General features: G+C 40.1%; 20 protein-coding genes and 1 riboswitch. Of the genes, 7 read left to right on the top strand and 13 right to left on the bottom strand.

Translation table 11 applies throughout. The features are described 5' to 3' along the window. Positions 1-8: 8 nt before the first annotated feature. The 9 genes from NST81_RS14875 to hag form a co-directional block, all read right to left on the bottom strand. Positions 9-683 (bottom strand): PIG-L deacetylase family protein, encoded by a 675-nt coding sequence (locus NST81_RS14875; RefSeq protein ID WP_341030145.1) that lies wholly within the window; start codon positions 681-683, stop codon positions 9-11. After that, complete coding sequence (locus NST81_RS14880) at positions 680-1,579, bottom strand: formyltransferase family protein (protein WP_341030146.1); 900 nt, start codon at positions 1,577-1,579, stop codon at positions 680-682. The genes NST81_RS14875 and NST81_RS14880 overlap by 4 nt, the downstream gene beginning before the upstream one ends. Further along, the gene (neuC, locus tag NST81_RS14885) at positions 1,576-2,748 is read right to left on the bottom strand and encodes a UDP-N-acetylglucosamine 2-epimerase (RefSeq protein WP_341030147.1); all 1,173 of its coding nucleotides are present in this window, start codon (positions 2,746-2,748) and stop codon (positions 1,576-1,578) included. Before neuC ends, NST81_RS14880 begins: the two co-directional genes overlap by 4 nt. Continuing rightward, the gene (locus NST81_RS14890; RefSeq protein ID WP_341030148.1) at positions 2,741-3,913 is read right to left on the bottom strand and encodes a LegC family aminotransferase; all 1,173 of its coding nucleotides are present in this window, start codon (positions 3,911-3,913) and stop codon (positions 2,741-2,743) included. The genes neuC and NST81_RS14890 overlap by 8 nt, the downstream gene beginning before the upstream one ends. Continuing rightward, positions 3,910-4,911, bottom strand: coding sequence for an NAD-dependent 4,6-dehydratase LegB (locus NST81_RS14895; protein ID WP_341030149.1), 1,002 nt, complete (start codon positions 4,909-4,911; stop codon positions 3,910-3,912). Before NST81_RS14895 ends, NST81_RS14890 begins: the two co-directional genes overlap by 4 nt. A 9-nt stretch (positions 4,912-4,920) precedes the next feature. Beyond that, complete coding sequence (locus tag NST81_RS14900; protein ID WP_341030150.1) at positions 4,921-6,792, bottom strand: motility associated factor glycosyltransferase family protein; 1,872 nt, start codon at positions 6,790-6,792, stop codon at positions 4,921-4,923. Continuing rightward, on the bottom strand, positions 6,779-7,378 hold the full coding sequence (locus NST81_RS14905) for a hypothetical protein (RefSeq protein WP_341030151.1): 600 nt from the start codon (positions 7,376-7,378) through the stop codon (positions 6,779-6,781). Before NST81_RS14905 ends, NST81_RS14900 begins: the two co-directional genes overlap by 14 nt. A 295-nt stretch (positions 7,379-7,673) precedes the next feature. Next, a complete protein-coding gene (locus tag NST81_RS14910; protein WP_341030152.1) occupies positions 7,674-8,858 on the bottom strand; it encodes a glycosyltransferase in 1,185 nt (394 codons plus the stop codon). A gap of 504 nt (positions 8,859-9,362) precedes the next feature. Continuing rightward, on the bottom strand, positions 9,363-10,220 hold the full coding sequence (hag, locus tag NST81_RS14915) for a flagellin Hag (RefSeq protein ID WP_341030153.1): 858 nt from the start codon (positions 10,218-10,220) through the stop codon (positions 9,363-9,365). 183 nt (positions 10,221-10,403) lie between these two features. Between hag and NST81_RS14920 the strand changes: the two genes are divergently transcribed. Both NST81_RS14920 and NST81_RS14925 read left to right on the top strand, forming a co-directional pair. Next, positions 10,404-10,592, top strand: coding sequence for a YjfB family protein (locus tag NST81_RS14920; protein ID WP_341030154.1), 189 nt, complete (start codon positions 10,404-10,406; stop codon positions 10,590-10,592). A gap of 177 nt (positions 10,593-10,769) precedes the next feature. Beyond that, on the top strand, positions 10,770-12,227 hold the full coding sequence (locus NST81_RS14925) for an MFS transporter (RefSeq protein WP_341030155.1): 1,458 nt from the start codon (positions 10,770-10,772) through the stop codon (positions 12,225-12,227). 162 nt (positions 12,228-12,389) lie between these two features. Here the strand turns inward: NST81_RS14925 and NST81_RS14930 are convergent, their stop codons facing one another. Beyond that, positions 12,390-13,364, bottom strand: coding sequence for a DUF2971 domain-containing protein (locus tag NST81_RS14930; protein ID WP_341030156.1), 975 nt, complete (start codon positions 13,362-13,364; stop codon positions 12,390-12,392). Between the two features lie 423 nt (positions 13,365-13,787). Here NST81_RS14930 and NST81_RS14935 point away from each other — a divergent pair, with 423 nt between their 5' ends. The 5 genes from NST81_RS14935 (at position 13,788) to NST81_RS14955 (ending at position 20,793) form a co-directional block, all read left to right on the top strand. Then, positions 13,788-14,114 carry a hypothetical protein gene (locus NST81_RS14935; protein ID WP_341030157.1) on the top strand — a complete coding sequence of 109 codons (327 nt, stop codon included), beginning with the start codon at positions 13,788-13,790 and terminating at the stop codon, positions 14,112-14,114. Between the two features lie 188 nt (positions 14,115-14,302). Then, entirely contained in the window at positions 14,303-15,721 is a 1,419-nt protein-coding gene (locus NST81_RS14940; protein ID WP_048624046.1) for an amino acid permease, read from the top strand. Between the two features lie 409 nt (positions 15,722-16,130). Beyond that, positions 16,131-16,280: riboswitch (cyclic di-AMP (ydaO/yuaA leader) on the top strand. A 97-nt stretch (positions 16,281-16,377) separates the two neighbouring features. Further along, the gene (locus NST81_RS14945; RefSeq protein WP_341030158.1) at positions 16,378-18,201 is read left to right on the top strand and encodes an APC family permease; all 1,824 of its coding nucleotides are present in this window, start codon (positions 16,378-16,380) and stop codon (positions 18,199-18,201) included. A gap of 293 nt (positions 18,202-18,494) precedes the next feature. Continuing rightward, a complete protein-coding gene (locus NST81_RS14950; RefSeq protein ID WP_048624048.1) occupies positions 18,495-18,902 on the top strand; it encodes an anti-sigma regulatory factor in 408 nt (135 codons plus the stop codon). 31 nt (positions 18,903-18,933) lie between these two features. Continuing rightward, complete coding sequence (locus tag NST81_RS14955; RefSeq protein ID WP_341030159.1) at positions 18,934-20,793, top strand: ATP-binding protein; 1,860 nt, start codon at positions 18,934-18,936, stop codon at positions 20,791-20,793. Positions 20,794-20,873: 80 nt separating this feature from the next. Here NST81_RS14955 and NST81_RS14960 read toward each other — a convergent pair whose 3' ends face one another. The 3 genes from NST81_RS14960 to NST81_RS14970 form a co-directional block, all read right to left on the bottom strand. Further along, the gene (locus NST81_RS14960; protein ID WP_341030160.1) at positions 20,874-22,292 is read right to left on the bottom strand and encodes an amino acid permease; all 1,419 of its coding nucleotides are present in this window, start codon (positions 22,290-22,292) and stop codon (positions 20,874-20,876) included. A gap of 313 nt (positions 22,293-22,605) precedes the next feature. Continuing rightward, a complete protein-coding gene (locus NST81_RS14965) occupies positions 22,606-23,670 on the bottom strand; it encodes a tartrate dehydrogenase (RefSeq protein WP_341030161.1) in 1,065 nt (354 codons plus the stop codon). A gap of 310 nt (positions 23,671-23,980) precedes the next feature. Then, positions 23,981-25,090: an AbrB family transcriptional regulator gene (locus NST81_RS14970; RefSeq protein WP_341030162.1), complete on the bottom strand. Its 1,110-nt coding sequence runs from the start codon at positions 25,088-25,090 to the stop codon at positions 23,981-23,983. Positions 25,091-25,569 lie beyond the last annotated feature (479 nt).

The following is a 25,569-nucleotide window of genomic DNA, read 5'->3' on the forward strand; positions in this document are numbered from 1 at the left end:
TCCCTGATTTATCTAACTCTTTCTCGCAACAATAAAAATGCTTCTGCTGCTTCAAACCCAGCTGCCGATCCACGCAAATAGGCAAGAGATTTAATAGATTTAATGCTTCTTGGAAAAGGATGTTCTGCTAACTCACTTTTATAGATTCGCATAATTTCAATCTTCTTCTCTAAAAATGGGGTAATATCGACATATACATTAGGACGAAAAGCATTATTATCTGGATTTAAGTTAAAATCGGTCTCTGATAAAGTTTCATAGACAAGAACTTTGTCAATAGTCGGATATCGAAACCATTTAGTGCAAGCAATTGTTGCATCAAATACGACAGCATGATCAGTATGAATATCCCCTCGATAAGGCAAATAAACAACGGTAGGCTGCAAATGAGTAAAAATTTCTCCTATTTGCTTAACGATATTTCCAATTGGTATTGTGTCCAATTTTGTTGGAGGAAGCTTTAAATTATAAACACTTTGAAATCCATATAATTCTTTAACCTTTCTTATCTCTTCCTCTCTCGCCTTTACTTTTTCAGGCTCAAATCCAGACTCTTCAGAAACATGTGTAATAATTAGCCAATGAATTTCGTCTCCCAGTTGTTTATGCTTTAATAATGTTCCTCCACATCCCAAGGTTTCATCATCAGGATGCGGTGTTACAACAACTACCTTGTTTTTCATAAATACTCACCTTCTTTAGGTAAAGGAAATAGTTCATGTTCTACAAGAATAAGAACTCCTTCTCCACATTTGACGTAAATATGGTTCCCCTCTACTTTTAACACTTTACCTGGTTCAATATGAAAAACTTCTTCCTGATTAAAATAATGTTGATCTATTTGCGTTTTCCAAACTTTAACTTCTCTATTACGATATAAACAATGTGCCCCAACATAAGGTTTCGTTAAAGCGCGTACGAGATTATAAATCGTTTTTGCAGACATCCTCCAATTAATTAAACCATCTTCTTTATTTCGTTTTCGCCAGTAATTGGCTTGATCATGATCTTGTGGAATTCTTTTATACGTATTATCCATAAATTGATGAGTAAATGTTTTTATTTGCTGTAGTGCAGTTGAAATTAATTTGTTATACAGAGTATTTGCATCATCCGTTTCTAAAACAGGTAACACTTCTTGACTTAGTATATCTCCAGAATCAGCACCTTCATCCATGAAAAAGAAAGTAGAAGCTGTTTCTTTTAATCCTAAGACAAGTGTCCAAATGATAGGATGCCTTCCTCTATTTTTCGGCAATTTGGTAGGATGGTAACCGATTACACCTAATTTTGGTATCTCTAATATTTTTTTGTTAAGCAAGTACGACCAGCCAAAGCAATAAATAACATCAGGATTAAGTTCTTTAATCCATTGATACATTTGCTCTTGATCATTATTTTCTGCTATCATTAAAGGAATTTTATATTTTTTCGCTAACGGCTCTAAGGATGCAAAATCAGCATTAAATTTAGATTCATTTTTTGTTATAACTCCTACCACTTCCGCTTTTGTTTCTTTTATAACCATCTCTAAAGCGGCGTAGCTAAATTTCACACAACCTATAAAGACAATCCTCATATTGTCACTTCCACATCGAAAAAATTCTTTTTAATGATTCCATGTAAGTCAACTTTTTTTAACACTTCTTTAATTTTTTTAGAGGTACCACCATATCCATATAAAGAAGTTACCTGTTGCAAAACTTTTTGAAAATCTTGAGATAAAGCTATTTGAATTGCATTCGTAATCTCTTCAGCATTTTCTCCACAATCGATAATGGATTTAGCTTTTAATCTACCTTTTTGTCTATCACCAATATTAATTGTCGGTTTCTTAAATAATGGTACTTCTATAATTCCGCTAGATGAATTTCCAATAACTACATCAACATGCTTTAATGCGCTTAAATATCTTAATTGTCCTAAAGATGAAAACAATTTTGAGCGCTCTTTATGTTTTTGAACAAATTCTTCTAATAACTGATTGATAGTCCTTCCCTCTGTATCTGCATTTGCTTTTGTAAACAATATTTTGGCGTTAGGAAAGTTTTCTAACGCTTTTAATAATTCCAGGACGTTTCGTTCAGCTGTTTGATTTTCCAAAGTAACAGGATGATAAGTTACTAAAAATGTAGGGCTACCTAGTTTAAAATCAATCGATTTCTCAAATTTTTCACGATCAAGTAATTCTAGGCGTTGGATATAATCCAATCCAATAGCCCCAAAGTTAAACACCCGTTTAGGATCCTCTCCTAGTTGAATCACTCTATTGCGATATTGCCCTGCTGCTACAAAATGCAGGTGCGACATTTTGGTAATAGAATGCCGAATAGCTTCATCAATTAATCCTTCTGTTAATTCTCCCCCATGAATATGAGCAATCGGTATTCTGGCAATCATCGCCGCTTGAGCTGCGGCTAATATTTCAAATCGATCTCCTAATAAAACTAAAATATCGGGTTTTAGCCGATTTAAAGAATCCGCAAATCCGATTGTTCCCAACCCCAACGATTTTGCAATTCCTACCGGTGTATCGCTAGATAATAGCATCTCAACTTTTTCATTAATTACAAAACCGTCTTCCTCAATTTGCTTATATGTCAAACCAAACTCTGGGGATAAATGCATGCCTGTCGCAATAATTTGCAGTTCCAAATCAGGGTCTGCTTGTATTTCTTTCATTAACCAATATAAAAGGCCATATTCTGCTCTTGTACCTGTTACAACACAGATTTTTCTTTTATTCATCCGCATCTTCCCCTAAGTATGGACTGCTTGGAACATTCACAATTTGATGCTGCAATTGTTCTGTAACTGACAAATCAGCTTTTGGACAGTTTTGAAAAGAATTTAAAAGATGTAACGGTTTCCATACAGGTCTTGACATCACATTATGGTTATTTAACGTTTCCAAAACTTGATTTATGTCATACATTTTTTCATCAAAAATTAATGTTTGCAGCCAGTAATTGCTTCTTGCAAACTCAGGTTCTTTAAATAATTTAATCCCCTCATAATCTTCTATCAATTGCTCATATTTGCTAACAAGTTGACGTTTCTTTTCAATAAAATCTTCTAACTGTTCAAGTTGTGCGCATCCTAATGCTGCATTTATATTTGGCATACGATAATTATATCCTAGTTCATCATGTTCATATTTCCAGCGATGAGGGAGTTTAGCAGTAGTAGTAAGATGCTTCGCATAATCTGCCAGTTTTTCATCATTCGTTAAAATCGCCCCTCCACCGCCGGTTGTAACAATCTTATTGCCATTAAAACTCATGGCAGAAGCTTTTCCGAACTTTCCTGTATGAATCCCTTTATAATAGGAACCCAGCGATTCTGCAGCATCTTCAACCATCATTAATTTCCATCGTTCACATATATCTAACAATGGATCTAAATCAACAGGATGTCCAAATGTATGCATTGGAACAATCGCTCGAATAATTCTGTTAGTTTGCTTATTTACACAAACATTATTCTTTACTATCGCTACCTCTTTCAAATAATCTTCAAGCTTAAATGGATCGATACCTAATGTTGTTTTGGAGACATCCACAAAATGTGGAAAAGCCCCGCAATAAACAACTGCATTTCCGGTTGCAACAAAAGTTAAGGAAGGGATTAGCACTTCATCATCTGGTTGAACTCCTACTATCTTTAATGCTATATGCAGGGCTGCGGTCCCGTTTACAACAGCAACCGCTCTTTTTACGCCGGTAAACTCGGCTATTAATCTTTCAAATTTATCAACATAACTTCCAACAGAAGACACCCACCCTGACTTTATGCAATCAACTACATACTTTTGCTCATTGCCTGTGAATATTGGTTCATGCAACGGAATAAAATCTTTCTCCGGACAAATGTTTTTTATTCTTTTAGCTAATTCTACTAACTCATCATTCATATGTTATACACATCTGCCTTATATAGAGATAAGTTTCTTTCGTCTGTAAACCATTCAATGGTTTCTTGCAGGCCTTTTTTAAATCCGTCTTTTCCACCATAAATCGGTTCCCAACCAAGAAGTTGCTTTGCTTTTTGATTGTCTGCCCATAATCTTTCAACTTCACTTTTTTCAGGGCGAATCCGAACATCATCTGTTTCAATTTCCATATCAACACCCATAATGTCAGCAATCAGCTTTGCAGTTTCACCAATTGATACTTCGTAGTTACTTCCAATATTAATCACTTCGCCAATTGCCTGATCATGTTTCATAACCGAAATAAATCCATTTACTGTATCTTTTATATAATTAAAATCTCGAGTTGGATGGATAGAGCCTAATTTAATTTTCCGTTTTCCCGATGCTAATTGGGTGATAATCGTTGGAATGACCGCCCTGGCTGATTGACGCGGTCCGTATGTATTAAACGGGCGTATGACAGAGACTGGAGTTTCAAAGGAACGATAAAATGACAGTGCAAGCTGATCAGCACCAATTTTTGTTGCTGAATAAGGAGATTGCCCCCGTAATGGATGATTTTCATCAATAGGGACGTATTGAGCTGTTCCATAGACTTCACTCGTAGAAGTGTGGACAACCTTTGATACATTTAAATCGCGGGCTGCCTGCAAAATATTGAGTGTGCCTTTTATATTTGTATCAACATAAGTATACGGTGAATGATAAGAATACGGTATAGCAATTAATGCTGCCAAATGCAGGACGTAATCGCATCCTTTCATTGCTTCTTTTACACCATGAGGATCACGAACGTCCCCAGTGAATACTTCTAATTCATTTTTAATCTCCGGCGAGCTGGAATCGAGCCATCCCCATGAATTAAAAGAATTATAATAAACAAAAGCCCGAACATTATAACCTTGTCTCACTAATTCCTCAGTCAGATGGGAACCGATAAAGCCATCAGCCCCCGTTACTAATATTTTATTGTGCATATTCTCACCTTATATTTTTAGATTGTGTGATAATTCGTCAATTTCTTTACAAAGTTCTTGATAATAGGGACGAATAAAATCTAAGTGTAATTGACATTCCTTTATAAAATCTCCAAATTCTTTTACAACCATTTGCCCTTTCAAGCTGGAATTCTTTTCTTTTCGTATTTCATTCGCTTTTTGCGTCAATTTTTTAAATTGAATTCTCACCATTGGTGAAATAAACATTTGATAAAATAAATTTCGTTTTAATTGATTGAATCGTTTATCAAATTTACCCAATTGCTTTTCCATTTGTTCCGCATGGTAGCGGTTAGAAAACTGCTGAATCTTTGTTAACATGTCTTCTAAAGATGAAACCAGCTTATCAAATTCTTTTAAACTTATATTCATTTTTTGAAGCTGAGCATCACAATACTTTATATCATATTGATTATTTACTTGATACCAAGAATCTCGAACAACCGGTTTTTTCAATCTATTTTTAATCACTTCAGATAAACGAATAAAAGTCGTTCCTTGAATCTTAGCTCCACCGTTTGTGGTGTTGATCACTTCTGTGTCCTTTGCGTTTTTAATATACATTTCCAACTGATTTTTCATACTTTTAAATCCTTCATTTGTGTAAACCATATTACCATATACATCTTCCACCATTAAGTTTTCATTCAATTCATTTTCCGAAACTCGATTCGCAACATGGTCATATTCAATCCCTTCAGCATAGCGGCTACGATCTTTGAATGATAGATTTTGTCCTACTAAAATAATTGGCTGACACTCAAGAAGTTTTAATAATTGAAACGTCATCACTGCAATCGAAGGTGCATCCAAAACAGTTTTTACCCCTTCATTGTCATTTGTTCTAACTAATTGAGGAGAAATGGTATCTTGACTTGTCAGCATATGTAGCATTGGTCCCGGATAATCTTTGAGAGTTTCAAACCCAACGCTGCTGCCAAAAATTAATGGTATGGAAGAAATGTTGAGTTCTTTTACTTTTTGAAAAACTTTTTGATTCAAATGACTGGGGTCATACGTACACGCTGCATCCGGATAAATATCATGACTGATCAAAGCGTTAATAGCCGACCCAACTGAAAAAATGTAGGCTAATCCATGTTCTTTAATATATCTTAAGTTTTCAAATTCCTCCGAAAGAGAAGGACCTGCTGACACAATAATAGCTGGTTTGTCTTTAAAAATCGATGGATTGACATCATGTAAAATATTGGGTGTTTTCATCACGTATGGAAAATTTTTAATTGAGTTGATCGTCCATCGCTTTTGAAACGCTGCATTCGTTGCTACATTAGTTCTTTCATGTAACAATTGTTCTTTCAATGCCTTCATAATAAACGTTAATTCATTCACGTAAATTGTTTCATAAGCCGTTAGAGGAATCACGAGTATATTTTTCCCGTTATTCAACAATTTTTGAATCTCGATTGTTAATTGTTGCTTGTCAGTTCCAGTAAAAATAGACTGTACATTTTTTAAAGGCCAAACCTTTATGTTGATGTGCGTAAAAAATTGAACCAACACTTCTGGATTTGGTTCATAAATAGAAAATTTCATAGCTGGATATTGATTGGCGAATTGTTTTATATGGTACCCTAGCCCAATTCCTACAAAAAGAACTTGTTCATATTGCTCAACATTTGTCCATTTTTCAATCAGCCTTGCTGCTTCATGTTCCGGATCGTATTTGCTGTGAAGATAATGAATTTTGTCATTCCATTTTATTTTCATTGTTAAAGAGCCTTTTTTGGTTGGCTCCACTATAACTTGATCGCTCTCTTGAGATTCCAGCGGCAACAATTTTTGAAACAATTCTCGATGATGTAAATTTAAATACATGCGATTATCAACTAATATCATAGCGGTATCCCTCTTGATCGATTGTTGAATCAATTTCTTTCCCCAATTCTTCTAACAGCGGAAGCAGTTCGTATTGAATCGTATCCGCAATAAGCACTTCATCTTGGTTTTCCAACGCTTCTTGCAAACTTTTTAAATGCTCTTTTAGCGCTGCAGCTATGTTTAAATATTGATCCCAATTTTCCGGCCGCTGCTTTGTTCTATCAATCGTGGCAATCATTTGATTCAACCATTCTAAACCCTCAAGAAAGTCCATAAATCGATCCCAAGTCGTTTGATCGGAATGATGATAAAATTCATCAACTAAATGAGGAAGTTCTGGTTTGGCTCTTTGGATATATTCACTGGCAGAAAGGAGTATGTCATTAATAAACTGTTTCACTGTTTTCAGAACAATCTCCAATTCACTGATTTCTGTAAGATGATCTTCTAAAAACAACTCATGATCTTCATAAATTTCTTTTCCGTCAGCAATGAAATGGCTAAAAAAATAGTTATCGTTCGTTTCACTATTAATTTTCTCTATGACATCATTAGGGCTCGGTTGATTTAAGTCCCATGTTTTTTCATTTATTTTTAAAATCATCATATGCCTCCGAATTACTATTGATAGAAAGAACTTTTCTATTAATATTATCGGACTTAAAAACAAAATATTGAGTGAAAATCAATCAAGTCAAAAACAACAATCACCAATTTCAAAAATAATTTTAAAAATAGAACAAAGATCTCACTAGTTTTTATAAGTGAGATCTTTAAACCAGGTTTATCTCAAGTGGTTTCCTTCCACTTTAAACACAAAAATTTTCTAAACATACTGACAAAACTAAGCTAAACATTACAATTTTGTTTTCTTAGACTAACCACGCTAATAACATTTTTTATGAAGTGAAATACTTATGATAAATCACCGTTTCTACTATTTTCTTCGCTCTTGTAAGCCAAGTATGATTTTGCTCAACTTTTTTTCTACCTTTATCAGCAATTGCTTGCAATCTCTCCTCATTGTTAAGTAAATTTTCTAAAAGATCACCTAAACGTTGACCAAATGAATATAATAAAATATCTTTTTTATCTTCAAACACTTCATTCAAAAATAAATTTTTATCCGTTAAGCTAACCGCACCATTTAACATAGTAGTAAAAATTCTTTCATGTCCACCTCTGATAAAATTCGGTAAAACATTTAATACAATCTTTGAATTCCTCATTTTTTCCTGCGTTTTTTCGAAATTTATGGAAGAGTTAATTTTAATAGAGTTTGCAGATAACAAACCGTTTTCCCATCCATTACCGTATAATTCAATTCTAGCGCCTATTTTGGATATTTCTAAAATGGTTTCAAATCTTCTTTTATGCCGAATATATTTATCAACATTTATTAATGTATGCCAAAACTTGTAATGATTCATATATTCAATATCAATCCCGTTTTCAATAAATACATCCTCGGCTATATTTATAAGTGTTTTACCGTAGCTATATAAATATCTTTCCATAATAGAATCGAATAATTGTGCAATATGCTTTCCTTGTGAAGTCCATTGGTTACGAAAATGATCTGGATTTGTAAAAGATCCCGAAAATAAAATGTCAATATTTCGTTCTTTCATTGATTTTAAAGTTTCAGGTACAGGATAAGGTGCACCATGGGGAATAAAAATTTTTGTATATCCTCCCTTGAGAAATCGGTTTAAAAAACTAATATGTGTTTTATCCACACAGGAAACGATAAGATTTTTCAAACCGAGATTTAATCTATTTATGTGGTACATTGGATGATCCACCATAAATGCAAATAAGGGGATATTTACATAATCATATAAAGGCTTGTCTCCAACTTTCAAATCCACACCCATGGCGTTCATGGACAAAAAGAAAAATACATTTTTTTCTTTTAAAACCTTTTCCAATTCCGTTGCCCATGAAGACTTTAGTAAATCTATTATCTCAACATCAAAACCAAGTTGTTTAAATGAAAATGCTAAATCTTTTATAAAAAAACGAAGTACATTATATTGACTTTGACCATTAAAAAGAACTATTGTTTTATTTTGATCATTCATAAATTCACCCTCAACTCAGTAAATTAACTGATTATTTTTAGAAAAACATATATGTAAAATATCAGAAAACTTCTTTTGATATAGCTACAATAAATCCATAATCCTGCTAAAACTCTTTACCATTTACCCAAAATATATTTTCTTTTTAGTCTATATATGTAGATAAAAATCAGATTACACAAATCTATCTAAAGGAGGATAGAATAAATAAAAGAATTACTTTGGTGATTTTATCGAAATAGATTGTATAAGAACTTTAATAACGATAGCGGAAGGATTTCATTATTCAAGCGGAAATAAGCCGAATTACTCCCTTACTTTATTTTACGAAGTTGTTCCAAATTCTTTGCACTTCAAGAAAAAGATTTAATATACTTTTACTATGCTAGCCATCTTTAAAAAAAGTGGGTTTCTGAATTAGAGTAGATTCGCTTGAAAAGAACCTTTCAATATCAAGAGAAAAAAAGTGACCTTCTACAAAAGAAGATCACTTTTAACTGAAAATTAACGAAGAAGTTGCAGAACTCCTTGCGGTTGTTGGTTTGCTTGAGCCAACATTGCTTGGGCAGCTTGAGCAAGAATAGAGCTCTTCGTTTGTTCCATCATTTCTTTCGCCATATCTACGTCACGGATACGGGATTCAGCAGCTGTTAAGTTTTCAGAAGATGTACTTAAGTTATTAATCGTATGTTCTAAGCGATTTTGGTAAGCACCAAGTTTGGAACGTTCTGCTGACACCTTTTCAATTGCCGTATCAATTTTTGCAATGGCAGCAGTAGCTGTGGCCGCATCTGTTGAAATATCAATACCACCTGTAACTGTTGCATTCGCTCCACTAGTTCCGCTAGCAACACCAAGTCTAACAGCATCCATTGCACCGATTTTTAAATTTATAGTTTGACCAGAGTTTGCACCAATTTGGAATGTTAATCCATTTCCAGAAACTGAGCCATCAAGTAATTTTTGAGTGTTGAACTCTGTTGTATTAGAAATACGAGTAATTTCTTCTGCTAACTGATCCACTTCTTTTTGAAGTTCTGCTCTATCATCTACAGTGTTAGTGTCGTTGGCAGATTGAACAGCCAGTTCACGCATACGTTGAAGGATGGAGTGTGTTTCGTTTAACGCACCTTCAGCCGTTTGAATTAAAGAAATACCGTCTTGAGCGTTACGAGATGCTTGGTCTAAGCCGCGAATTTGCGCACGCATTTTTTCGGAAATGGCAAGTCCTGCAGCATCGTCTCCAGCACGGTTAATGCGAAGACCGGAAGATAGTTTTTCCATCGATTTCGATTGGGCATTAGTAGCAGCATTTAATCGGTTCAACGTGTTTAACGCTGCGATATTGTGGTTGATAATCATGTGTTTTTCCTCCTTGAAATGGTTTTGGGTTCACATCCGTGTGAACGTGAGGATGATAGGTCGGCCGCCCTATTCCTCGCTCGTGTTTTATATCGGCGCTGGGAGAGATAGTTTAATAGTTTTTAAAAAATTTTTTCGCTTTTGTGCTAAAATGGGTTGAAGTTGTTGAAAGGAGGGTATTCTATGGATATTTCCGCATTATCGGTTGGATTGCATCAGATCCAGCTGCAGCAAAGCGTCGGGATTGCCCTGACAAGGAAAGCGATGGATACGGTTCAGATTCAAAGCCAAGAAATGATCAACATGATTCAGCAATCAGCCGTTCCCGCTCCCCATCCGACATCCAGTCATAAGATTGATGTAAGGATTTAACTTAAAAAATCCGACAGCCGAGCTGCCGGATTTTTTAATATCATCTTTTCTGTATCTTCTATGCCCATCAGTTGATATTTCCTTTCCATTTGTGATATTTTTACATAAAATTAAGGACGATTTTTTCATAAAAATGCTTGATTCCGTTTTTCATTCTCAGGTGGAGAGGGTTTTTATATGGAAGAAAACAGACACGGCAGTCCGGCAGCAGGGCAAGTTGCTTCGTCGAAAAGGCGCTGGTGGATTTTGGCGAATGTGTCGCTTGGAACGTTTATGGCCACATTGGATGGCAGCATCGCCAATGTTGCGCTGCCGTCGATTGCCCGCGACACTCATACGTCCATGGGAGATGTGCAGTGGGTGTTAAACGCCTATCTGTTGACGATTTGCGCCCTTTTGCCCGTTGTGGGGAAAATTTCCGACATGGTGGGACGTACGCGGATTTATAATGACGGGTTTTTGATCTTTACGCTGGGGTCGTTATGGTGCGGACTTTCTCATTCGCTTACAGGATTGATACTGGCCCGAATCGTTCAAGCGATAGGTGCGGCCTGTATGATGGCGAACAACCAAGCGATTGTATCGGTGACATTCGCAAGCGGCGACCGTGGCCGGGCAATGGGGATTACAGGAGCGATGGTGTCGATCGGATCGCTGACGGGTCCGGGGATCGGCGGGATTTTAATCGGCCATTTTGGCTGGCCGGCGATCTTTTTCGTAAACATTCCCATTGGGATTATCGGCTTTATTGCCGGCTGGTTTATTTTGCCCCGCTCAAAAAGAAACAGCCAACAAGAACCTTTCGATTACACTGGCTCGGTTTTGTTTATGATCGGAATGGTCGCCTTCTTATACACGGCCTCCAAAGGCGAAGAATGGGGATGGGGGTCCAACAGAACGCTTTCGCTCGGGCTTTTGGCGATTATTTTCTTGCTTGCGTTTTTCATTTGGGAGCGAAAAACGCGTTTTCCGATGATTGACTTTTCTCTGTACCGGATCCGCGCATTCCGCATCGGCAATATCACGGCGTTATTGTCGTTTGTCGCCCTTTTTTGCTCGAACGTGATGATGCCGTTTTATTTGCAAAACATCCTCGGGTTCTCCCCGCAAAAAACCGGTTATATGATGATGGTGTATCCAATGGTGATGGCGGTTGTGGCTCCGTTTGCTGGCTGGCTTTCCGATAAAATCGGGTCGTCGTATTTAACGACCGGGGGATTGCTTCTGAATGCGATTGGATTCGCACTGTTAAATACGTTGTCGATGAAAGAAAGCATGTGGGTCGTGGCTCTGCACTTAGCGATTTTCGGGCTTGGCCACGGTTTCTTCCAGTCGCCGAACAATTCCAGCGTGATGGGCGCCGTTCCTCGCCCGCAGCTGGGAACGGCGGGAGGGCTGAATGCGCTTGTCCGCAATGTCGGAATGGTTTTAGGCGTTTCGTTCTCCGTCACTTTGCTGACGTTCCGCATGAATCAGCTGAGCGGCCATTCAGGGCAAGTTTCCGCTCACGAAAGCGACCCTGCTTTGATGATGCAAGCACTTCATACCGTCTTTTGGGCGGCGTTTGCGATTTGCTTAGTCGGCGTTATGCTTTCCTCTTTGCGTCTGAAAAAACAAACCCAGCCTTCTGATTAAAACCGTCCTTCTCCGACATTCACACACGTTTGTCGGAGAGGTTGTTATAGGCTGAATTTCGCCGTCAATTGTGAAAATATATTGTGAATAAAGCAAATATAAGATCCGGTCGAGCACAGACTGAATGTAAAAATAGCTGGCGGGTACATTCTCATTCCCGTTTTAGTATCGAAGCGAGACGACCGATTTGCTGACGGTGATGTTCTCCAATGGATACCCCCTGCTCCGCAAATAGTATTCTACGCCGTTTTTGGCAATATCGATATTATTTTTAGGACCGATGGTGACATGCCTCACCGGCAGCTTTTCTTTCAATTCAATCGAAATATAAGGAATAATGATGCCGTTAGCCGAACGAAATAAAACTTTGCCGTCGCCGGTATTTGCTTTTCTTCTGCGCGTAAAGGCAATGCGGTATTCTTCTTCGTTTTTGAAAGCTTCATGTTTGAAAAATATCGAGCAGGATGTAATGATTTCCGTAAAATAAGCCGGCAGTTTGGCAACCATTTCATCATCGTCGAACTGTCCGCGGTGCTGCATGAGGAATTCAAACGATCGGATCAAAGAATGAAGGAGAGTCTGTTCTTGCTTTTCTTTTTCGTACAGGACATTTCCGTAGACAACGCTGAATTCTTGTCCCATGTTTTCCGAAAGGCGGTTGATTTCCGCCAACAATTTATCGTAAGAAAAGCCGATATTGTAGCCGTCTCCTCCCGAGTAGTTATACCAGAGGGTTAACGAATCTTGATTGGGAGTCAAAGACAAAACGTACACTTCCAAATGATCCAAATGAATCTCATGCAAAAATTTAGAAAGAGCCCATCTCATTTTTCCCACAAATCGATTCCGACATTTCAAAAGTTCCACATCATTTCCGTACTTTTGGTTGATGTGTTGTTCAAATAATTCAAGCACATGGCGGGCAATATGATGAATATAGACCAGCTCGCCCGAATCGTTTAAGAAATTTCCTTTGGACATCCAGATGCTTCTGTTGTCGATCATTCCCATGAAGCTATCCAAATTGGTGTAGTGGTAGAGAATATCATGGGGACGTTCCGTTTGCCCTATGGCTCTTCCCATGTACTTCCAAAACAGCGATTGCAGCTTCTGCATGAATGAGTCTTGTTCTGCCATCCCATCACTCCCCGATCATATTCACGATGTCCATGTTTCTTTTACTTCAACCACTTCTTCTCTTCTTTTTCCCAAAATCCCGAAAGACAAACCTGCCTTCGAATGGCGCCGCGACTCCAACATATGGCCATCCACTAAAGCGAAAAAGCCGAATTCCCTTTCCGCTTGAAAAAGAATCCGGCCTTACGTTTTGTACTATTCTTATGATGGATTGTCCGTACTTATCCCTTTTTTCTTTCCGTTCATTTTTTAGCTATTACCAAATGATGAAAATCGCCAAAAATCCATTTTTCCAATGGAATATAACGAATCCCATTAGCCTAAGCGTAACAGAATTTCATGTGGATCTTTTCTCATTCGCCAAAATCCGATACACTTTTCATAAATGCAGAGGACGCAAAGAAAGAAGGAGGAAACAAATTCATGATTTTCATTTTATATGCAAGCCTTATTCTTTTTATCGGAGTTCTGATCTTTTTGGACCGTGTTGCTGTTAAAACATACCGCTCCGCCCGGCCGAAAGTCGAACATATTCAAGGGACGATCAAACGTATGCAAGAGCAAACAGATCTTATCAAAGAGGAAGCCATCAAACTTTCTGAATATCAGCGTCAAATGCTGGAAAAGATCGAAGACACCAGGAATTCATTGGAAACTGCTGCAACAGCGGCGAAGCAAACACCGGAAGCTGCGAAGAAGTTATTTAGCGTCTTGAAAACTCAAAGAAAAAAGGCACCAAGCCAGCCATAAATATCCTTTCTGTTCTATAGGCCAGCTCTTAAGGATGTCGAAAATCGGCATCCTTTTTTAAATTTTATTTTTTAACCGTTTTCATGAGAGCTCTTGTCTTGACTTCGACACTATCCGACATTATACTCAAAACGTAGCAACATTGAAATATCAGAAAATTCAACTATTTTAGAAGATAGGAGGACATCATGAGTACACTGTTTCGAAAAAAATCGATCAATGAAATGCTGGCACAAAGCCAGAAAAAAGAGCTGAAGCGATCTCTTGGATTGCTGGACTTAATCTTTCTTGGCGTCGGCTGCGTGATTGGAACAGGCATTTTTGTCATAACGGGAGTGGTAGCAGCTCAAAGCGCAGGTCCCGCAATTATTCTTTCCTTCATCTTAGCCGGAATTGCATGCGCGTTGGCTGCTTTTTGCTATGCCGAGTTTTCCTCAGCAGTGCCGATTTCAGGAAGTGTTTATACGTACACATATGCCACACTGGGTGAAATTTTTGCCTTCTTAATTGGCTGGGACTTGATGTTGGAGTACGTGCTGGCGATTTCAGCGGTGGCAGCCGGGTGGTCAGCTTATTTTCAATCCCTTTTGGCTGGTTTTGGACTGAAAATACCGACTATTCTTTCTTCGGCACCCGGCACTGGGCATGGAGGAGCCGTTGATTTACTGGCAATTCTGATTATTTTGTTTATTACTGCTTTAGTTAGCAGAGGAGTAAAGGAAAGCACTCGTTTTAACAATGTCATGGTCATTATCAAGCTGGCGGTCATCATCGCTTTTATCGCTGCCGGACTCGGCTATGTAAAACCGGACAACTGGACGCCGTTTATGCCATATGGTTTTAGCGGAGTTGTTACAAGCGCCGCAACGGTTTTCTTTGCCTATATCGGATTTGATGTCATTGCAACGGCTTCTGAAGAAGTGAAACGGCCGCAGCGTGATATGCCTATCGGGATCATCACTTCCTTAGCTATTTGCACGATCTTGTATATAGGAGTTTCTCTAATCCTAACGGGAATGATCCCTTATCAAAAATTAAATGTTGCCGACCCGGTAGCCTTTGCTCTTAAATTTGTTGGCCAAGACCGGATGGCTGGGATTATATCCGTGGGCGCCGTCGCCGGAATTACGACCGTTCTCCTCGCTTTAATCTATGCACAAGTCCGGCTTTCCTATGCGATGAGCCGGGACGGTCTGCTTCCAAAAGTGCTTGGCCGCGTTCACCCGACTTTTCAAACGCCGTTTATCAACACTTGGATCACAGGTATTTTAGCCGCTGCTATTTCAGGCTTTGTGGATTTAACGACCCTTGCCCATCTTGTCAATATGGGAACCCTTGCTGCTTTTACGTTAATTTCTATCTCTATTATCGTGCTGCGGAAAAAATACCCTGATTTAAAACCATCATTCAGTGTTCCATTTGTTCCGGTGCTCCCGGCGATCAGCGCCATCATCTGCATTTACTTGTCACTAAGCCTGCCGGGAATCACTTGGATCTCTTTTCTGATTTGGCTGGCCATTGGAACGTTCTTTTACTATATCTACGCCAGAAACCACAGCCATTTAGCACGCCACGACATTCATCAATCAAAAAAAGAGGTTGTCTAGAAACGCGGCTCGTCATGGCCCCATCCTTTTCCGAACCTTGTGGCGTGTGAGTCCCTTGATCTTGTTTAACAGGCTCTCTCCTTTCCCTTTGAAGGAGGGGAACTTCTTTTTTCAAGATCAATACCATTTTGGAAAAAGATGACCTTATTTGGATCATGGGCCAGCTGGAAGGCTGGCCATTTGAATGGAAAAAACAGTTTGTTTTTTCTCTGCGTTACAACGTTTAAAGAGGGAATCCTTTTATAAATCGGACAGACAGTCCATAAGAAAAAGCGAATTTGAAAGATAAGTCTATTTGTAAGCGCTTTTATAACTGAAAACAGTTGTTTCTCTTCATTTTTTTCCCTTTACATTCTTACTATTCCAGGATTAAGATAGGGGCACTCAAAAAATAATAAGAATAATGCAGCATCTTTTATCGCTTAATTCATGATGATGAAGCGGGGGAAACCAACCGCGGCCTTCTGGCTGCTTGGGGTGAATCCTAACATTTTAGGAGGGGTGACTCTTTCCACCCTAATCCGACAGCTAACCTCGTAGGCGTTTGAAAAGAGGAGATGCCTCTTTGCCTATGTTTTGTTTTTTAGTCCGCAGAGTCATTTTCCCTCTGCGGTTTTTATCTGCACAAATTTAAAAATCAAGAGGTGCAAACCATTATGTATACGACATTAAAACGATTGCTGATAGGAAAGCCACTGAAAACCAATGCCCTTAGCGAGCATAAATTAAGCAAAAGGAAAGCGCTGGCCATTTTATCATCCGATGCTTTATCTTCCGTTGCATACGGTCCCGAACAAGTGCTGATCGTCTTAGCTACTGTCGGAGCAGCGGCTTACTGGTACTCCATTCCAATCGCAGTAGGGATTTTGATACTGCTCATAGCGCTCATCCTCTCCTATCGGCAAATTATTTACGCCTATCCGAACGGCGGTGGAGCGTATGTTGTATCCCGAAACAATTTAGGAGAAACAACCGGTCTAATCGCTGGCGGATCGCTATTGGTCGACTATATTTTAACCGTTGCCGTCAGCATTTCGGCAGGGACGGATGCCATTACCTCGGCGTTTCCTTCTCTGCATGCCCACAGTGTGCTGATTTCTATTCTTCTTGTGCTCTTTATTACCATTTTAAACTTGCGTGGGCTGTCTGAGTCGGCAACCGTGTTGTCCTATCCAGTCTATTTGTTCGTATTGGCTTTGCTGATATTAATTGGGGTGGGAATTTCGAAAATCGCCACCGGCCAAATTCCGGCATCGGCCCATGAACCGATGGGACATTGGGTGCCCGGCGTCAGCATGTTCTTGTTATTGAAAGCTTTTACGTCTGGGTGCTCCGCATTAACTGGGGTCGAAGCGGTGTCAAACGCCATTCCCAATTTTAAAGATCCCGCTGAAAAAAATGCGGCCCGTACACTCATGATGATGGGCGCTTTACTTGGAATTTTGTTCTCTGGCATTACCTTTTTAGCTTATTGGTACGGAGTCGGTCCTAAATCGGACGAAACCGTTGTCTCTCAAATTGCGTCCGAAACATTTGGACGGACACCGTTGTACTACTTTATCCAAGGGACAACTGCCTTAATTCTCGTATTGGCGGCCAATACCGGTTTCTCCGCTTTCCCTCTGCTGGCGGTAAACTTAGCGACAGACAAGTACTTGCCTCGCATGTTTACCATTCGCGGCGACCGGCTTGGGTATTCAAACGGCATTTTGTTTTTAAGCATTGCTTCGATCATTCTCATTATCGCGTTTAAAGGAAAAACGGAAAACTTAATTCCTTTATATGCGGTTGGCGTTTTCATTCCTTTTACCCTTTCTCAAACCGGAATGATTGTCAAATGGCTGCGTGAAAAGCCAAAAGGATGGAAAACGAAGCTTTGTATCAACTTTATTGGAGCGCTTATTACCTTTACCGTTGTGTTGACGTTGTTCATTACAAAGTTCACACACGTTTGGGCGGTTTTCGTCTTTTTGCCGGTGATTATCTCGATGTTTTATAAAATTAAGCATCATTATATCAACGTGGGGGAACAACTGCGGATTAATCCCGACGAACTAATCCAACCCATCGCGGGCAACATGGTCATCGTTCCGGTGGCTGGAATTACAAAAGTAGTCGAAAATTCGTTAAAATATGCCCGATTGATTGGCGATCAAGTCATTGCGGTCTATGTGGCGTTCGACCGCGAAAGCGAAGAAGCCATGCAGAAAAAATGGGAAAAATGGCATCCTGATATTCGGCTTTTAACTTTTGTTTCTCAATATCGGAGTCTCGTTCATCCAATTGGAAGGCTTATTGATTTTATCCAAGACAAAGCGAAAGATCACAACTATCAGGTAACGGTCCTGATTCCGCAGTTTATACCGCATAAAAGATGGCATCATATTTTGCATAACCAGTCGAGCATACTGCTGATGGCTTATTTACTTCGAACAAAGAACGTAGTGATCGCCACTGTACCTTACCATTTTAAGAAATAGACAAAAGCCCCTAACCTTCGAAAGGGGCTTTTTCTTTTTGGAATCAAACTACAGCTTCCACCTTGCTCCATTCTTCTAGCTATCATTTATGAAGCAAAAAAACCATCTATAGATGGCTACACATTTAAACTGCACGATCATGATTTTATTTTTTGATTTTTTCAAAAAAAATACTAGATAAAACCAGTTATTTTGATAGAATTAATCTTGATCTGTAATTTCCAGCAAGCGGTAGTGAGGACTTCCGCTTACACTTTGATCGATTACTAGTAAGAGTAAAGGACGAAGAAAATGTGTACAGAATAGCGATTGATGATGAAAGAGATGTGTACATGGCCAGTTCCATCGGAAAAAAAGTGGCGGAAGAATTTGGACTGGACAAAATTCAACAAACCAAGCTGGTCGTTTCGATCATGGAATTGGCACGCAATATCATCTATTACGCAGTAAAGGGGGAAATTTTTATTACTCCCTTTCCTGACTACGGAATTGAAATTTTGGCTATCGACCATGGGCCGGGCATCAAAGAGATCGAAAAAGTTCTGAAAAGTGAGATTCGTTCCAAAAAAGGGCTTGGACTCGGTTTATCAGGAGTTCAGCGGTTAATGGATGAATTTGAGATAACCAGCAAAGAAGACTTTGGAACGAGAATCCGCGCCGTGAAATGGTTAAATGAAAGGCAGGGGAACCATCATTTATAAACAATTGAAATTTAGAGAAGTACACTATGGTTTGATTCTGCTTAAGCCGGACGGCCAAATTGAATATATGAACAATAAGGCCCAGAAATTAATAGGGCATAAAAGCCAGTCCGAACCGAAAAATATTTTTCAGTGCTTTGCTCATCCGGACATCAATAAAAAGCTTCAAGACTGTATGGATGGGACTTGCGAACAATTTGTCGCTCATGTTCACTCAAGACCTCATCTTTTTTTGTTCCATAAAGGCATTGGTCATCCGCCCTCAAGTCATTATTTGTATATCTTCAGCCTTGATCAGCTGAAGAATGTAGAAAATCACAATAATTGGAATGAGAGCTTATTAACTTCCATCGGTGAGATGTCAGCCGGCATCGCTCATGAAGTAAGAAATCCTTTAACAGCTGTAAAAGGATTTTTGCAATTATTGAATCAATCCTATAAACCAGAGTACATCGAAATTGCTCAAAGCGAACTGGAACGGGCGATTACCATTTTAAATGAGCTCATGAGCGTTTCCAAACCGGAATTTGATCAAGAAAAACGAACCACGTTTTCCATCGCCGCTGAAATTGAATCGATTTTGCTTCTGTTTCAAAACCAACTTTATAACATTAAAGTCGTCAAAAAATTGGAACATCCAAGCGCCGTTATTACGGGGAAAAAGGGCCAAATCAAAAAAGCGCTTTTCAACATTGTGAAAAATGCGATAGAAGCGATGCCCAAAGGCGGAATCTTGACGATTGAACAGTATGAAGATCATGAGGGAGTCCATATTAGAATTGCGGATACCGGCGTCGGCATCCCGAAGGATAAATTACGAATGCTCGGCACCCCTTTCTTCAGTTTAAAAGAAGACGGAACGGGAATGGGAGTGGCTCAAGTGTTTTCAGCCATGCAAAACAATAATGCATTCGTTCAAGTAGAAAGCGAAGAAGGAAAAGGGACTGCTTTTTGTTTGCACTTTCCAAAAGGCATCCGGCATTTAGATCCATTCTCCAGGAGGGATATTATGGCGAAAACGATTTCTTTAGAAAAAGAATTAACCGAATTTTTGATCCAAAACATCGATCAATATGCGAAACAATGGGTTCAATATTTGCAAGAGCATAAAAGCTATTATAATCACTTTCACGCAAGCAGCGACGCAGAAGAGGAACAGTTCAATCATTGTAAGCGTTTTTTAAGCCTTGTCGTAAGAAGCATTCCGGAAATTAAAGCGGAAGAAATCATGGACTGGTCGAAAGAGCTTGGTACATCAAGGGCCAAAACCGATTTTCCCATTCATCTGGCTTGGGAATTTTTCCAATCTTCCCGAAGCATGATTTGGGAGGCCATTCATTCCTTTTATCAACAAACCGGCACCAGTCTGGTCATCGATGAGTTTTTTTCACTCGAACGGAAAGTCAATAATATTATTGATATGATGATTAACTCCTACACAGCTTATTATGTTCAATATAAAGACGAATTGCTGAAAAGCCAGCGCGAGACCGTCGATGAGTTGTCCGTGCCCGTTATACCTATCACCGATAAAATATGCATTCTTCCGATTGTGGGCACTGTCGATACATATCGAGCGAAAAAAATTCGCGAGAAGACTCTTTTTAAAGTGAAAGAGTTTAAAGCGCGCAAATTAATCATTGACGTCTCCGGAGTTCCATTCGTTGACACCGCTGTCGTCAACCATCTTTTTAAAATTGTGAGAGGGATTAAACTGCTGGGATGTTCCACCATCTTAACCGGAATCAGTCCGGAGATCGCCGATACGATGATCGAACTCGGCATCGAAATTGGAGAAGGGCTGGAAACCCGCTCCGACCTTCAGCAGGCACTCCAAGAAATCGGCTTTGGCTTTGAACATGCTTCGAACCATATGAAAACAAAAAGATAAATGAAAATTGGAATCGCACTAAAAAGAATGACCGCCTGTTGACGGTCATTCTTTTCTCCTATACGGCTTTCATGACAATGTTATAACCGGCTTTCTGCTTCTTTGTTGATCGGCTGCGGATTTCTCATAATGAACGGATACAGCAGCAATCCGACCACAAATAAACCGATGCCTAGCAAGAAAGTTCTCATATCAGCCGTTCCTGTTTTAATGACCCAAATAGAGTACACCAATGCGAGAACGGTAATCACGCCGTCTGTTCTCCGTGCTCCTTGCGCTAAGCCATAAGTTTCTCCGGTAATCACCAACTTTAATTGATAGACGGCAGACACAAGATATGGAATCAAATAGGCCAGCGTCGCCACTACAATGACAAAGTTATAGGCTCGGTTCACCGTATGGGATATGGTCGAAAACAAGAAAATCTGCGTCATCAAATTGGTGAGGGTTAAAGAGTTTCTTGGACTTCCCTTTCCATTGGTTTTGGCGAAAAAAGCAGGGAATAGGCCCGTTTTTGCCGCTTGATAAGGCACTTCGGAACTGACGACAATCCAGCCCACAGTCGATCCGAACAAAGAAATTAAGGCTAAAATCGCCATAATATAAGTACCGCCGCTTCCAATCACTTGCCCTAAAGCATCGACAAGCGGTTTTTGCGATTCTCTCAGTTCATCTTGAGAGAGAGCCCCCATCGTTAACAGTGTAATCGCGATATAAATCAGCATCGAAATCAACAATCCTAAAAGGGTTGCTTTCTTTACATCTCCTTGCGATTTTGCCCGGTTGGAAAGCATTACGGCCGATTCGATGCCGATAAAAGCCCACAACGCGGAAATAGCTGCACCATTGATTTGTCCGCCCAAAGACACTGCCTTTCCGGTCGAATCCACAAAATGTTTGGCATTTCCCAAATTGCTTTGATCAAAAGCAAAAATAGTCAAAACGACAAATAAGGTAAATCCAAGCACTTTCGCAACAGTCGCCGTTAAATTGATTTTCCCGGCACCGTCAAAGCTGCGAGTCAGAATCCATTGAATTCCCCACAGCATCACCGTACACACTAAAAAGGTGATCAGTTTGCCGACTTCCAATTGAAAAGACCCGGCTGACCATAAAAGCTTTTTGCTTTGCATGATCGGGAAAAAGGTAGTTAAATAACCGGCAAAAGAAATGATGACTGAAGCGGTCGCAGCCCAGTTGGCTGCCCAATAACCCCACGCCATGCTGTAGCCGGCAACCCGTCCGGAATTAGGCGAAGAAAACATCGCCTGTGCGTAGCTTTGCGGCCCCGCTTTCAGCTCCGGTTTTCGAATGGATAAATTTCCAAATACGAGCGCAATCATAAAAACCCCCAGCCCGGTTGCTATCCAGGCGAGAGTGGCCCCCCACGGACTGGACACTTGCGCCAAATTAGTCGGAAGCATAAAAACGCCGCCTCCTACCATATTTCCAACAACAAACATGGTTAAAATCCATAATCCCCATTTTTTATTGTTCATTCTGCTCACCTTTCTGATTCATTATCTCAAAACCAATCCTTCTTCCTTTATTAAGAAAAAACGATCGTTTTCATCGGGATCTTGATTTGACTTTACTATTTTACAACAAGTTCTTTAGTTTAGTAAATTGGTAGAATGATAAAGAAAGAGGAAATGTATCCCACCGTTCAAAAGTCCTCCATATATTCTTGAAAACAGGCATAAAAAAATGGGGCCGACTGAAAAGCCATAGTTATGGCTCTTTACAGTCAGCCCCTGATATTCGAAAACTTAGGTGCATTGAACTCCTAAGCGTAAATGAAACAGCCTCTCTTCATTCCGCAAGTTCCTTCATTTTTCGGATAATCGCATCCGTTACTTCTTTCGTCGTGTTCTTTCCGCCTAAATCCGGTGTTTTGATTCCTGCTTCCAGCACCGCCTCAATGGCTTCCAATAGCAAATCAGCCGATTCCTGCTCGCCAAAATGGTCCAGCATCATTTTCGCCGTCCAAATTTGCCCGATTGGATTGGCAATTCCTTTTCCGGCAATATCCGGCGCGGAGCCATGGACAGGTTCAAACATGGACGGGTATTTTCCGTTTAAATGAATATTTCCTGACGGAGCGATGCCAATGCTGCCCATGATGGCCGCTCCAAGATCGGTCAAAATATCTCCGAACAGGTTACTCGCGACAATGACATCAAACTCCTGCGGTCGAGTCACAAAAAAGGAAGCCAACGCATCAATGTGATAGGACTTCATTTCGACATCAGGATATTTCGCCGCAACTTCTTGAACGATGCGATCCCAAAAAGGCATCGTATGGACAATGCCATTCGATTTCGTTGCGCTGGCCACTCGCTTTCTTCTTGTTTTGGCGAGTTCAAAGGCGTATGTCGCTGCTCGTTCGATTCCTTTTCTCGTAAACACGGCGTTTTGAATCGCCATCTCGTCTTCCCCGCTGTGGATTTTTCCGCCGATTTCGCTGTACTCGCCTTCGCTGTTTTCGCGAACGACGATAAAATCAAAACCGGCTGGATGAGCCAGAGGCGATGTTATCCCTTTCAATTGTTTAGCCGGCCGGACATTGATCACCTGCTCAAACTCTCTCCTGATTTTAATGAGAATCCCCCATAATGACACATGGTCGGGCACCAATCGAGGATCGCCAATCGCTCCTAAAAAGATGGCATCGCTGTCAGCCAATCGGCTTAAACCATCTTCCGGCATCATTTTTCCATGCTCCAGAAAATATTCGCAGTTCCAAGGATATGTATCGTAAGAAAAGGAAAGGCCTCCATGCAGTTGAGACAAAGCTTCCATTACTCTTAATGCTTCCGGAACTACTTCTTTGCCGACCCCATCTCCTGGTATCACGGCTATTTTCTTTGTTTTCATCCTGAACCCTCCAAACCCTTGTTTCTTGCCCGATAAGACTTAAACGATCAAACTAAATCATGTCACTCGTCTTTTTCACCTGAGAACCGTGCATGCTTTCCCCCTGATTGATTTCATCTAATCGACAAGTAGAATCCTCCTTGATAAAAATATTCATCTATTCTGAATTTTACGCCTATTTCAAGATGAGGGCAAATGATGGTTGATACAGAAGAAAAACCATGGTCATAAAAAAAAGGAACGCCCCGCTCTATGGCAGTGCCTTCCCTGTTGAATCATTGCTATTGAATTCTTCGCTTAGCGATAGATCTTACATGGCGTATTTGCGGTTCACCCATTTAAAAAACGATGGCAGGATAGCGACGACAATGATGACGCGGATCACTTGAACGGCGACCACAAAAGTAGAATCCGCGTTAAGGATCACGGCTGTCGCGGCCATCTCGGCAATCCCTCCCGGAGCAAATGCCAAAACCGAAGTGGCCAATCCGATATCCGTAAACCGAGAAACAATATAGGCGCAGACAGTTGTAGCCATCACCAGTCCAACCGATCCGGCCAATCCCACAAGAAAAATACGCCGTGCACCTTGAAACATTTCCTTGTTTAAAGAAGAGCCAATGCTTGCTCCCATGAGAATTTGCGCTACGATCATCAGCCAATTCGGCCACCATGCATTCAAATCGTGCCCTTTCAGCACTCCGCCTAACGTTTGCGCGATCGCCACAAAGATCATTCCTCCAACAAGCCAAGGAGAGGGGACTCTGATCCATTTTGCGACAAAAACTCCAGCCGCCGCCACAGCCACCAAAACTGCCGTCCAAGCTAGATGAGGATCGGTCGTTTGAAGAACGGCTATCGTTCGCGTCCCTTTACCGACAAAGTGTGAAGAATGCAGCGCCCACATCGAAATAAAAAAAGGAACCGTCCCCGTTACAAGAAGCACCCGAACCATCTGTGTAAGGCTGACAACCGCTACATTCGCCCCCAACTCGCTCGCAATTCCCGGCATGGCAGAAAGCCCTCCGGGAGCCGTTCCCACAAAACTCGTGATGAAATCGGTCGAGCTGAACCGCCATAAAATGAATCCAGACAATAGCGAAAAACTGATCGATAAAAGCAGCATGGCCAGTACAATCAAGCCGTCCTCATGAAAGACACGCCATACAGTGGAATTCATTTGTTGTCCCAATTGAATTCCTAAAATAAATTGGCCGATCCACATCCAATGTTTCATCAGCTTGATTTCCACTTGTTGAAAAGAAACAAACGCCGGTTTCCAAAGGGCCAGCCCGCCGGCCAACATCAATGATCCGATCATCCAACCGATGGAAACTCCCGTCCGCGACAATAAAAATCCGCCAATACTGCTAATCAAAATAAACCATAAGTTTTGCAGAATCTTTTTTGTTGATTGCATAACGACCATCCTCTTTCAGTCCCCGTCTTCTTTGCTTTCCAATCGCTTTTCATTTCTCATGATAGCCAACATATGCCTCCTCTATTATAACAGGGAAGTTCCTTTCAATTGGTACTCGAAGATTGGCTATTCTATGCCCCCACGCCCTCTCACTTTTATGTCAGACTTACAAAAAAGCAGTCCAACAGAAACATTCGCCCATCGCTCTTATAAGGGAGTGGGCGAATGTTTGTTCTGAAAAATACAGTATAATTAGTTTTTCCTCTATCCTTGATCTAGGTCCGCTTCCTTTTAATGCCCGGTTTGAATATATAGAATAAAAGCTGCGGCCTGCCTGGTTTTCCACAGCAGACCGCTGAATTCAGTTTCATCTAGGATGTTGCAGAAAAAGAGGGGGAAATTTCTAAAAACAGGAACGAGAAAGTTTTCTAAACTATCGAAGACTCCATTCAACGAAAATGATTCTCATTTAGTTCCTT

Origin of the sequence: Bacillus sp. FSL W8-0223 (genome assembly GCF_038006805.1) — a bacterium.
In the GTDB taxonomy this organism is placed as follows: domain Bacteria; phylum Bacillota; class Bacilli; order Bacillales; family DSM-4216; genus Bacillus_O; species Bacillus_O smithii.

What these genes read in the sequence shown, in the direction of transcription:
- NST81_RS14900 (WP_341030150.1), bottom strand. Translation starts at nt 6,792, where the DNA reads ATGATATTAGTTGATAATCGCATGTATTTAAATTTACATCATCGAGAA.
- NST81_RS14875 (WP_341030145.1), bottom strand. Translation starts at nt 683, where the DNA reads ATGAAAAACAAGGTAGTTGTTGTAACACCGCATCCTGATGATGAAACC.
- NST81_RS14880 (WP_341030146.1), bottom strand. Translation starts at nt 1,579, where the DNA reads ATGAGGATTGTCTTTATAGGTTGTGTGAAATTTAGCTACGCCGCTTTA.
- NST81_RS14965 (WP_341030161.1), bottom strand. Translation starts at nt 23,670, where the DNA reads ATGAAAACAAAGAAAATAGCCGTGATACCAGGAGATGGGGTCGGCAAA.
- hag (WP_341030153.1), bottom strand. Translation starts at nt 10,220, where the DNA reads ATGATTATCAACCACAATATCGCAGCGTTAAACACGTTGAACCGATTA.
- NST81_RS14905 (WP_341030151.1), bottom strand. Translation starts at nt 7,378, where the DNA reads ATGATTTTAAAAATAAATGAAAAAACATGGGACTTAAATCAACCGAGC.
- NST81_RS14960 (WP_341030160.1), bottom strand. Translation starts at nt 22,292, where the DNA reads ATGAACAATAAAAAATGGGGATTATGGATTTTAACCATGTTTGTTGTT.
- NST81_RS14935 (WP_341030157.1), top strand. Translation starts at nt 13,788, where the DNA reads ATGATTTTCATTTTATATGCAAGCCTTATTCTTTTTATCGGAGTTCTG.
- NST81_RS14940 (WP_048624046.1), top strand. Translation starts at nt 14,303, where the DNA reads ATGAGTACACTGTTTCGAAAAAAATCGATCAATGAAATGCTGGCACAA.
- NST81_RS14910 (WP_341030152.1), bottom strand. Translation starts at nt 8,858, where the DNA reads ATGAATGATCAAAATAAAACAATAGTTCTTTTTAATGGTCAAAGTCAA.
- NST81_RS14970 (WP_341030162.1), bottom strand. Translation starts at nt 25,090, where the DNA reads ATGCAATCAACAAAAAAGATTCTGCAAAACTTATGGTTTATTTTGATT.
- NST81_RS14925 (WP_341030155.1), top strand. Translation starts at nt 10,770, where the DNA reads ATGGAAGAAAACAGACACGGCAGTCCGGCAGCAGGGCAAGTTGCTTCG.
- NST81_RS14945 (WP_341030158.1), top strand. Translation starts at nt 16,378, where the DNA reads ATGTATACGACATTAAAACGATTGCTGATAGGAAAGCCACTGAAAACC.
- NST81_RS14930 (WP_341030156.1), bottom strand. Translation starts at nt 13,364, where the DNA reads ATGGCAGAACAAGACTCATTCATGCAGAAGCTGCAATCGCTGTTTTGG.
- NST81_RS14895 (WP_341030149.1), bottom strand. Translation starts at nt 4,911, where the DNA reads ATGCACAATAAAATATTAGTAACGGGGGCTGATGGCTTTATCGGTTCC.
- NST81_RS14920 (WP_341030154.1), top strand. Translation starts at nt 10,404, where the DNA reads ATGGATATTTCCGCATTATCGGTTGGATTGCATCAGATCCAGCTGCAG.
- NST81_RS14890 (WP_341030148.1), bottom strand. Translation starts at nt 3,913, where the DNA reads ATGAATGATGAGTTAGTAGAATTAGCTAAAAGAATAAAAAACATTTGT.
- neuC (WP_341030147.1), bottom strand. Translation starts at nt 2,748, where the DNA reads ATGAATAAAAGAAAAATCTGTGTTGTAACAGGTACAAGAGCAGAATAT.